This is a genomic window from Streptomyces sp. NPDC032721 (genome assembly GCF_055579625.1).
Genome location: NZ_JBVIMX010000014.1, coordinates 227,873 through 238,444, shown reverse-complemented (window position 1 = coordinate 238,444; position 10,572 = coordinate 227,873). Strand labels below are relative to the sequence as shown.

At 73.0% G+C, this 10,572-nt stretch carries 6 protein-coding genes; 5 read left to right on the top strand and 1 reads right to left on the bottom strand.

The window, feature by feature from the left end; all coding sequences use genetic code 11:
* Positions 1-276: 276 nt before the first annotated feature.
* The gene (locus ACZ5PB_RS28490; RefSeq protein ID WP_468694912.1) at positions 277-2,055 is read right to left on the bottom strand and encodes a glycoside hydrolase family 35 protein; all 1,779 of its coding nucleotides are present in this window, start codon (positions 2,053-2,055) and stop codon (positions 277-279) included.
* A gap of 235 nt (positions 2,056-2,290) precedes the next feature.
* On the opposite strand from ACZ5PB_RS28490, the gene ACZ5PB_RS28485 reads away from it, so the two are divergent.
* From ACZ5PB_RS28485 to ACZ5PB_RS28465, 5 genes are all read left to right on the top strand, one after another.
* Positions 2,291-3,178, top strand: coding sequence for a helix-turn-helix domain-containing protein (locus tag ACZ5PB_RS28485; RefSeq protein WP_468694911.1), 888 nt, complete (start codon positions 2,291-2,293; stop codon positions 3,176-3,178).
* Between the two features lie 5 nt (positions 3,179-3,183).
* Positions 3,184-3,510: a chorismate mutase gene (locus ACZ5PB_RS28480; RefSeq protein ID WP_468694910.1), complete on the top strand. Its 327-nt coding sequence runs from the start codon at positions 3,184-3,186 to the stop codon at positions 3,508-3,510.
* 866 nt (positions 3,511-4,376) lie between these two features.
* Positions 4,377-6,989, top strand: coding sequence for an aminopeptidase N (pepN, locus tag ACZ5PB_RS28475; protein ID WP_468694909.1), 2,613 nt, complete (start codon positions 4,377-4,379; stop codon positions 6,987-6,989).
* Positions 6,990-7,297: 308 nt separating this feature from the next.
* A complete protein-coding gene (locus ACZ5PB_RS28470; RefSeq protein ID WP_468694908.1) occupies positions 7,298-8,776 on the top strand; it encodes a pyridoxal phosphate-dependent decarboxylase family protein in 1,479 nt (492 codons plus the stop codon).
* Between the two features lie 237 nt (positions 8,777-9,013).
* Positions 9,014-10,483, top strand: a complete 1,470-nt coding sequence (locus ACZ5PB_RS28465) for a lysine N(6)-hydroxylase/L-ornithine N(5)-oxygenase family protein (protein WP_468694906.1) — start codon at positions 9,014-9,016, stop codon at positions 10,481-10,483.
* Positions 10,484-10,572 lie beyond the last annotated feature (89 nt).

The window sequence follows — 10,572 nt, the reverse complement described above, 5'->3', positions numbered from 1 at the left end:
GTGCCCCTCCCCGCCCCTTCCCTAAACCGCTCCGCGGGGCCAGGGGTTTGTACGTGCGGGTCGAGTGTGGTTGCTCGCGCAGTTCCCCGCGCCCCCAGGCATCCAGGGGCGCGGGGAACTGCGCGGCCAGCCACGCACACACCCGCACTTTGACCACCGGCGGTGGCCGGGCCCGCCACCTGACCACCCACCCACTCGCCCGTACGGGCCGGGGTCTGGGGCAGCGCCCCAGTTTCGGGAAGGGGCGGGGAGGGGAAGAGCCCGCGCAGCGGACCCCTAGCTCACCCACCCCTCCACGCCCCCCACCCCCCACCCCTCCAACTCCAGCACCCACACCTCATTGCTCCCAGCCACCAGCACCGCCCCCGGCACATACAACGCCCCCTGCGGCCCCGCCCCCGGCCAGTACCGGCCCAGGCAGAAGCCGTTCACCCACACGAAGCCCCGCGTCCCCCCGGGGAGTTCGAGACCCGCACCCCCGCACCCCGCGTCAAGCGCGAACGAGCCCCGGTAGAGACCCGCGCCGGTCGCGCCGGTCGGGGCCGGCGCCGGGCCCACCTCGCGGAAGCCCAGTTCGCGGACCGCAGAACCCTCCTCGAACGCCTCCAGCCCCAGCCCCCGCGACCGCACCCCGTGCAAGTACTGCCTCTCGTGCAGCACCCCACCCGTGATCCCCTTCGACTCCGCCAGCCTCGGGCCGTAGTTGACCCGCCCCAGCGACTCCACCCACAACTCCACCCGCGCAGGCCCGGCCACCGGCTCCGGCAGGTAGCCGTCCTCCTCCGTCAGCACCCCCGCCAACTCCCCGTCCACGTACACCGACGCCCGGTCCCGCAACCCCCGCACCCCCAGCGGGTACGGCTGCCGAGGGCCCGGTACGTCCACCCGATACCGGACGACCCCGCGCCCGACCCCCAGCTCCTCGAACGTCGCCGGAACGCCCCGCTCCGACTCCTCATCGCCGAGCGCGTCCATCACCTCGCCCAGCGGCACCCACTCCCCGAACCCCACCCGCACCCGGTCCGCAGGACCGGCCGGCGGCTTCGGGACCTCCGGGAGCGGACCGTCCGCGTACTCCGCGAGCACCTCCCTGAACAGCCAGAACTTCTCCGTCGGCCGCCCGTACTCGTCGATCGGCGCGTCGTAGTCGTACGAGGTGACCGTCGGCTGGAGCTCACCGCCGTGCAGCACGCCCGCCCGGTTCGCCCCCGCCCAGCCCGCGAAGTTCGTACCGCCGTGCGCCATGTACAGATTGACCGACGCCCCGCACTCCAGGATCTCGCGCAGCGCCCCCGCCGCGTCACTCGCGTCCCGCAGTACCCGCTCCGCACCCCAGTGGTCGAACCAGCCGCACCAGAACTCCATGCACATCAGCGGCCCCGACGGCTGGTGCGCCCGCAGCACGTCGAAGGCCTCCCGCGCCCCCGACCCGAAGTTCGCCGTCGCGAGGGTGCCCGGGAGCGAGCCCCCGGTCAGCATGTGGTCCTCCGGGCCGTCCGAGGTGAACAGCGGCACCGTCACCCCCACCTCGCGCAGGAACCCCGCGAGCTGCGACAGATACGCCTGGTCCGAGCCGTAACTCCCGTACTCGTTCTCCACCTGCACCATCAGCACCGGACCGCCCCGGGTGATCTGCCGCTGCACCACCTGCGGCAGCAGCCGCCCGAACCACCGCTCCACCTGCCCCAGATACGCCGCGTCCCGCGTCCGCACCCGGTTGCCGAGCGGCCCGGTCAGCCAGTGGGGGAGGCCCCCGTTCTCCCACTCGGCGCAGATGTACGGGCCCGGCCGGACGATCGCCCACAGGCCGGCCTCCTGCACCGCGTCCAGGAAACGGCCGAGCGCCTCCACGTCGTGGAAGCGGCCCTGATCCGGCTCGTGGAGGTTCCACGGGACGTACGTCTCCACACAGTTGAGACCCATCGCCCGCAGCATGGACAGACGGTGGCCCCAACTGTCTTCGTGCACCCGGAAGTAGTGCAGCGCCCCGGACAGCAGCCGCACCGGCCGCCCGTCCAGCAGAAAGTCCACGTCACCCACCGTGAAGTCAGCCACGGTCCCCGCCCATCCCTCGGTGCCTCGCTCGCACACGGACCCGTGCACGGTCCCGCGCTCGATAGCGCGCGGTGACGATTCACCATTGCCCCCTGGCGGCGGGCCCGTCCATGGACAAAGATCAACGAAAGTTGGACGGTTGGCACGACAGCAGCAGGACAGCAGCACGGCAGCGGCACGACCGCAGCACGGCAGGTGGCACCGACCGCGCGGCCACCGACGACGAGGGACGCCGATGTACCACACCTGGATGCGCTACTTCACCCCCAGCCCCACCCACCACAAACTGGGCCTGGTCTGCCTCGGCGTCGGCCTCCAGCACGGCGCGCTGCCCATCGTCGGCCCGCGCACCCTCGACCACCACGTGGCCATCGTCATCAGCGCCGGCTCGGGCTGGTACCGGGGCGCCGACGGCCGCCGCACCACCGTCACCGCACCCGCCCTGCTGTGGGTCACCCCCGGCGTCCCGCACCACTACGGGCCCGACCCGGACACCGGCTGGGACGAGAGCTTCGTCGACTTCACCGGACCCGCCACCGCCACGTACACCGAACTCGGCTACATAGAACCGGACCGCCCCGTCGTCCCCCTCGCCGATACGGCCGGGGCGCGTGCCGCCGTCAGCCGGATCGCCCGGGCAGCCCGGCGCGGCAATCCGCTCCTCGAAGTCGAGACCGGGGCCGCCGTCCACGAACTCCTCGTCGCCCTGCGACGCGCCAGGGCCGACCTCGGCGCCGACGGCGACCCCGTGCTCCAGGCCCTCGCCCGCGACGCCTTCCAGCCCCTGTCGGTCGCCGAACACGCCTCCCGGCACGGCATGACCCCCGCCGAACTGCGCACCGCCGTACGGCGCGGAGCCGGCTGCAGCCCCAAGGACTACCTCCTGGGCATCCGGCTCGGCCGCGCCAAGGAACTCCTCGCCGCCACCGAACTCCCCGTCGCCGCCGTCGCCCGCCGTGTCGGCTACGACGACCCCGCCTACTTCTCGCGCCTCTTCACCCGCCGCGTCGGCACCGCGCCGGTCCGCTTCCGCGAGCAGCAGGGGCGTACGGTCCCCGGCGGCTGGAGCAACCAGATCCCGGATCCCGAGCACCCGCCCACGATCGTGGGCGGACCGTCGTAAGCTCGATGACCATGACCTCCACCGACCCCGTCGACCCGGCCGTACGCGCCGAGCTCGGCAGGCTCCGCGACAGCATCGACAACATCGACGCCGCCGTGGTGCACATGCTTGCCGAACGCTTCAAATGCACCATGCAGGTGGGCCACCTCAAGGCCGAGCACCATCTGCCGCCGGCCGATCCGGCCCGTGAATCCCGCCAGATCGAGCGGCTTCGGGGGCTGGCGGAAAGCGCCAAACTCGACCCGGCCTTCGCGGAGAAGCTCCTCAACTTCATCATCGCGGAAGTAATCCGCCACCACGAACAAATCGCAGACCACCCCACCACCCCCTAACCCCCACCCCCCGTGGGCGGCGAAGCCGCCGCTATGCCCCCGCCCCCTCGCGCGGCGAAGCCGCCTGTACACCCCCGCCCCCTTGGGCGCGGGGCCACGCCCCCGCCTCCTTGGGCGGCGGGGCCGCACCCCGGGGGCGGAACGGGCGGGCAAGGGGGCGGCCCCCGGCGGAGCCGCACCCCTCGCTCCTGCCCCAGCTACGCCTTGGCTCCGGCTCCGCACACGAGTGGTCCGCTGCGCGGGGCTTCACCCCACCCCGCCCCTTCCCGAAACCGGGGCTCCGCCCCGGACCCCGGGCCCGTGTGGGCGGGCGGGGGTGGGTGGGTTGCCGGGGCTGCGCCCCGGGCCCCGGGTGGCAGCCCGGTTGGGGTGGGTGGGGGAGGTGCGGGTGCGTCGTGGCTGGCCGCGCAGTTCCCCGCGCCCCTAAAGGGGCGCACCCCCGCGCGAGGGTGGGTCGGTACGCGGTACCCCTGGGAGGAGGGCTGGTCGCGCTAGCGCGGTGGAGCCGCAGAGTGTCACAGCCCCGCGCCCCTGACGGGGCGCACCTCCGCGCGGGGGTGGGTGGGGCGGGGTACCCCTGGGTGGGGGGCGAGGTATCCCTGCGAAGGGGGAGCTGGTCGTGCCCGCGCGGTGGAGCCGCACAGTGGCACAACCCCGTGCCCCCTAACGGGGCGGGTAAGTGTGGCTGGTCGCGCCGCGCGGCGGAGCCGCAGAGTGTTGCAGCCCCGCGCCCCTGACGAGGCGCACCCCCACACGGGGGAGGGCGGGGGCGGCCTACCGCCGCCGAAAAACCGCTACACCCCCCACCTCTCCCACGGGTCCCGCCCCCTCCACCCCCCTCAACCCCCATCGGGCAGCATGTCCCCATGCCCGCACTGACGCGCGACGAAGCGCAGACCCGAGCCCGACTCATCGACGTACAGCGGTACTCGATCGCCCTCGACCTGACGACACCCGAAGCCCCCGAAGCCCCCGAAGCGCCGGAAGACGCCACCTTCGGCTCCCGCACCGTCATCCACTTCACCGTCCGCGAAGAAGCGGAACCGGCCGCCGCCCCGGCCGACCACCCCACCTCCACCCCCGCCTCCACCTTCGTCGAGCTCAAACCCGCCCACCTCCACTCCGTCACCCTCGACGGCACCCCCCTCGACCCCACCGCCCTGAGCGAGAACCGCTTCCCCCTCACCGGCCTCGCCCCCGGCCCGCACGAACTCCACATCGACGCCGCCATGACCTACTCCCGTTCGGGCGAGGGGATGCACCGCTTCACCGACCCCGCCGACGGCGAGACGTACGTCTACACCCAGCTCTTCCTCGACGACACCCAGCGCGTCTTCGCCTCCTTCGACCAGCCCGACCTCAAGTCCGTCTTCGAGGTCACCGTCACCGCACCCCCCAACTGGACCGTCCTCGGCAACGGCATCGCCACCCACGAGGGCGAGGGGAAGTGGACCCTCGCACCCACCCCCCTCATCTCCACCTACCTCGTCGCCGTCGCCGCCGGCCCCTGGCACTCCGTCCGCACCACCCACGCCGGCCTGCCCTTCGGCATCCACTGCCGCCGCTCCCTCGCGCCCCACCTGGACGCCGACGCCGACGAACTCCTCGACATCACGCGCGCGTGCTTCGACCGCTTCCACGAGAAGTTCGACGAGCCGTACCCGTTCGACTCCTACGACCAGGCCTTCGTACCGGAGTTCAACGCCGGCGCCATGGAGAACCCCGGCCTCGTCACCTTCCGCGACACCTACGTCTTCCGGTCCGCCGTCACCGACACCCAGCGCCAGTCGCGCGGCGTCACCATCGCGCACGAGATGGCCCACATGTGGTTCGGCGACCTCGTCACCCTCCAGTGGTGGGACGACATCTGGCTCAACGAGTCCTTCGCCGAGTACATGGGCTACCAGATCCTCGCCGAAGCCACCGGCTTCACCGACACCTGGACCAGCTTCGCCGTCTCCCGCAAGGGCTGGGGGTACGACGCCGACCAACGCCCCTCCACCCACCCCGTCGCCCCCAGCCCCGAGGCGGTCCCCGACACCGCCTCCGCCCTCCTCAACTTCGACGGCATCTCCTACGCCAAGGGCGCCTCCGCCCTGCGTCAACTCGTCGCCTGGCTCGGCGAGAAGGACTTCCTGGCCGGCATCAACGTCCACTTCGCCCGCCACAAGTTCGGCAACGCCAGCCTCGCCGACTTCATCGACAACCTCGCCTCGGTCACCGACCGCGACGTCCACGCCTGGGCGCAGTCCTGGCTCCGTACGACCGGCGTCGACACCCTCACCCCCACGGTCACCGACTCCGGTACCGACTCCGGCACCGGCACGGCCGAGGGCTGGAAGCTCGCCCTCACCCACACCGGCAGCCGCCCGCACCGCATCACGGTCGGTGCGTACGACCAGGACCTCGTCGACGCGAACACACTGGTGCTACGCGAAACCCTCGAACTCGACCTCCCGGCGCGGGAGTCGACCGCCGACCACGCCGTTCCCGCCGTCACGCGCCCCGGCCGCCGCCCCGCACTCCTCGTCCTCAACGACGGCGACCAGACCTTCGCCAAGGTCCGCCTCGACCCCGAGTCCTGGAACACCGCCCTCCGCTCCCTCTCCGGCGTCCCCGACCCCCTCACCCGCGCCGTCATCTGGAACGCCGCCCGCGACATGGTCCGCGACGGCCAACTCCCGCCCACCGCCTACCTGGAGGCCGCCCGCGCGCACCTCCCGCACGAGACCGACCTCGCCGTCGTCCAGGGCGTGCTCGCCTTCGCCGCAGACCCGCTCGCCGACCGCTACCTCGGCCCCGACCAGCGCCCCGCCGCGCTCGCCACCCTCGCCGGCCTGTGCCGCGACCTGATGCGGCGCACCGAGGACGGCAACAGCCCCGGCCTGCGGCTCACCGCCGTACGCCACTTCATCGACGCGGCCACCCAGCCCGACAGCATCCGCGACTGGTTCGACTCCGACAGCATCCCCGGCGGCCCCGACCTCGACCCGGAACTCCGCTGGCGCATCCTCGCCCGGCTCGCCGCACTCGGCGCCACCGACGAGACCGCCATCGCCGCCGAACTGCTCCGCGACCCCAGCGCCACCGGTGAAGAAGGCGCCGCCCGCTGCCGGGCCGCGCTGCCCACCCCGGAGGCCAAGTCGGCCGCCTGGGAAGCCATGTTCGGCTCGGGAAACCTCTCCAACTACCTCTTCACCGCCACCGCCGACGGCTTCTGGCAGCCGGAGCAGGCCGAACTCCTCCACCCGTACGTGGCCCTCTACTACCCGGCAGCCGCCGACCTCGCCACCCGCAGGAGCCCCGCCATGGCACAGGCGGCCGGAACGTACGCCTTCCCTTCCTACGAGGTGACCGCACAGGCTCTGGCCCTCGGCGAAGCCCACCTCCGCGACACCCCTCTGACCCCCGCCCTCCACCGCAAACTCACCGACCAACTCTCCGACCTCCACCGCGCCCTCTCCCTCCGCCACCCCTAACACCCACCAGGCCCCGCCCCGCCTCCTTGGGCGGCGGGGCCGCCCCCCGGGGGCGGAACGGGCGGGCAAGGGGGCGGCCCCCGGCGGAGCCGAACCCTCCGACCCCGCCCCACCTCCGCCATGGCCCCCCACCCCCACCCCCACCCCACCCCGGCCCCCGCCTATATCAGTCCCGCAACAACCAACTCCCCCTCCCCACCCCGCAGTACCACTTTCGGGTCGAGATCGTTGTCCACTCCAGACACACGACCCACCCCCCGTACACCCTGGTGTGTCGCCCCGTGCCCGCACCCCCGAAGGACCCCCGCATGAGCACCCCGCCCCCCAGCCCGGGTCCCACACCCCCTCACCCCAACCCCCACCCAAACCCCAACCCAAACCCAAACCCCAACCCACCCCCCCTCCCACCCCTCGCCGGAGGCGAATCCGGCCCCACCCACCTCCGCCCCCTCCTCGACACCGTCCTCACCGCCCTCACCACCGGCGCCGCCACCCGCAACGGCCCCCTCCCCACCGGCGGCCCCACCGCCACCACCGCCCAACTCCGCACCGCCGCCCACCCCGTACTCCCCACCACCGGCACCGGCCCGCACGAGGCCCTCCGTACCCTCGTCACCGCCCTCGCCGCAGGCGCCGCCGACCCCGCCCACCCCCACTGCGCCGCCCACCTCCACTGCCCGCCCCTCGCCGTCGCCACCGCCGCCGACCTCGCGGCCTCCGCGCTCAACCCCTCGATGGACTCCTGGGACCAGGCACCCGCCGCCTCCGCCCTCGAAGAAGCCGTCACCCGCGCACTCGCCGCCGAGTTCTACCCGGACCGCCCGCACCCCGACGCCCTCGTCACCACCGGCGGTACGGAGTCCAACCAGCTCGCCCTCCTCCTCGCCCGCGAGAAGCACGCCGCCCACGGCCCCGTCCAGCTCGTCGTCGGCTCCAACGCCCACCACTCCCTCACCCGAGCCGCCTGGCTCCTCGGCCTGCCCGAACCCGTCGTCGTACCCGCCCCCTCCGGCACCCTCGACCTCGCCGCACTCGACGAAGCCCTCAACCGCCTCTCCCGCCCCCTCCTGGTAGCCGCCACCGCAGGCACCACCGACACCGGCCAGATCGACCCGCTCCCCGACATCGCCGACCTCTGCGAACACCACGGCGCCGACCTCCACATCGACGCCGCGTACGGCGGCCCGCTGCTCTTCAGCCCCACCCGCAAGCACCTCCTCAACGGCCTCGGCCGCGCCCAGAGCATCGCCCTCGACCTGCACAAACTCGGCTGGCAGCCGGTCGCGGCCGGCCTCCTCGCGGTCGCCGACACCGGCACCCTCGGCGCCCTCGCCCACCAGGCCGACTACCTCAACTCCGACGACGACACCGACGCCGGAATCCCCGACCTCCTCGGCCGGTCCCTGCGGACGACCCGACGCCCCGACGTCCTCAAGATCGCCGTCACCCTCAAGGCCCTCGGCCGCGACGGCCTCGCCGAACTCGTCGACCGCACCTGCGACGCCGCGCACCAGCTTGCCGACCTGATCACCAAGCACCCGGGCCTGGAGCTCTACGACCGGCCCACCCTGAGCACCGTCCTCTTCCGCCCCACCGGCGCCACGGACGAAGCGGTCGCCGAAACCCGCCGCCGCCTCCTCACCGAAGGCCGCGCGGTCCTCGGCCGGACCCACGCGGACAACCGCCTCTGGCTCAAGGCCACCCTGCTCAACCCCCACACCACCCCGAAGGACCTCACCACCCTCCTGGCCCTGACCACCACCACTCACCACCACCCCACCCCATGACCGCCCGCCCCCGCTGCCCCACCGCACCATGCACCGATCCGCGCCCCTCACCTACCGGAGCGGTCGCCCCCGCCCCTCTCCCGTAGGAGCGGCAAGTCCACCCCCAGCCCCCGCTTCCTACCGGCCGGGCCGGCCCGCCCCGCCCCAGCCCCCACGCACCCAAGCGGCAACGCCAGCCCCCTCTGCTCCTCACCGTCGGACCGGCTGAACCCGCCCCACCCCCGAAAGGCACCACCGATGACCACCCCCGGCCCCACCCACAACCCCCCGCACCCCGACCACCCCCACACCCACCCCCAGCCCTCGTCCCCACCCCAGCCCCACCCCACCCCCCACGACCTCGTCGGCATCGGCATCGGGCCCTTCAACCTCTCCCTCGCCGCCCTCGCCGACGGCATCCACGGAGGCCTGACCACCGCCTTCTACGAACAGCGCCCCGCCTTCCACTGGCACCCCGGCCTCCTCATCGAAGGCGCCACCCTCCAAGTCCCCTTCCTCGCCGACCTCGTCACCCTCGCCGACCCCTCCAGCCCCTGGACCTTCCTCAATTACCTCCGCGACCGCGAGCGCCTCTTCCCCTTCTACTTCGCCGAGCGCTTCCACATCCAGCGCACCGAGTACGACGCCTACTGCCGCTGGGTCAGCGACCGCCTCACCGGACTCCACTTCGGCCACCAGGTCGACGCCATCCGCTGGAACCCCGAACGCGTCGCCTTCGAGGTCGACTTCACCCAGCTCGACCCCGACGGCGAAGCCGAAGCCCTCGGCCGCACCTACACCCGCAACCTCGCCCTAGGCGTCGGCACCGCCCCCTTCGTCCCCGAACCCCTCAAGCCCCTCGCCGAAGCCCCCACCGTCCCCGTCCTCCACTCCGCCGACTACCTCGACCACCGGCCCCGCCTCCTCACCGCCGAGCACGTCACCGTCATCGGCAGCGGCCAGTCGGGAGCCGAGATCTTCCTCGACCTGCTCCGGGCCCGCCCCACCGGACGCGAGAAGATCACCTGGCTCGCCCGCACCGAAGCCATCGCCCCCATGGAGTACTCCAAGCTCGGCCTGGAACACTTCACCCCCGACTACACCCGCTACTTCCACGCCCTCCCCGAAGGCGTACGGGACGAACTCCTGCCCCGCCAATGGCAGTTGCACAAGGGCATCGACGCCGACACCATCGCCGCCATCCACGACGAGCTCTACCGCCGCACCCTCGACGGCGGCTGGCCCGACGTCACCATCACCCCCGGAGTCCACGTCCGCACCGCGGGCCGCGTCGCCAACACCAAGGTCGAACTCCACCTGGAACACATCCAGCAGGGCACCCGCTCCCGCCTCACCACCGACGCCGTCGTCCTCGCCACCGGCTACCGCGAGCGCCCCGTCGACCGCCTGCTCGCCGCCCTCGACCCGTACATGAAGCGCGACTCCTCCCAGCGCCCCCGCATCGACGAACACCAGCGCCTCGTCCTCGACCCCGTCGTCCAGGGCTCCGTCTACGTCCAGAACGCCGAACGCCACACCCACGGCGTCGGCGCCCCCGACCTCGGACTCGCCGCCTGGCGCAGCGCAGTCATCCTCAACTCCCTCACCGGCAGCGACGCGTACCCCCTGCCCGCCAGGACCGCCTTCACCACCTTCGGCCTCGGCACCCCCACCCGCCCCACCACCCTCCCCAGCCAACGCGAAGGCCTCGTACAGCTGAAGGTGTGAGCACGGCAGAAGGGCCGCACCCCGAAGAGGTACGGCCCTTCACTCGAATCGCGCGAATCACCCGAACCGCCCCGGACGGATCCGCGCAC

What these genes read in the sequence shown, in the direction of transcription:
- ACZ5PB_RS28485 (WP_468694911.1), top strand. Translation starts at nt 2,291, where the DNA reads ATGTACCACACCTGGATGCGCTACTTCACCCCCAGCCCCACCCACCAC.
- ACZ5PB_RS28480 (WP_468694910.1), top strand. Translation starts at nt 3,184, where the DNA reads ATGACCATGACCTCCACCGACCCCGTCGACCCGGCCGTACGCGCCGAG.
- pepN (WP_468694909.1), top strand. Translation starts at nt 4,377, where the DNA reads ATGCCCGCACTGACGCGCGACGAAGCGCAGACCCGAGCCCGACTCATC.
- ACZ5PB_RS28470 (WP_468694908.1), top strand. Translation starts at nt 7,298, where the DNA reads ATGAGCACCCCGCCCCCCAGCCCGGGTCCCACACCCCCTCACCCCAAC.
- ACZ5PB_RS28465 (WP_468694906.1), top strand. Translation starts at nt 9,014, where the DNA reads ATGACCACCCCCGGCCCCACCCACAACCCCCCGCACCCCGACCACCCC.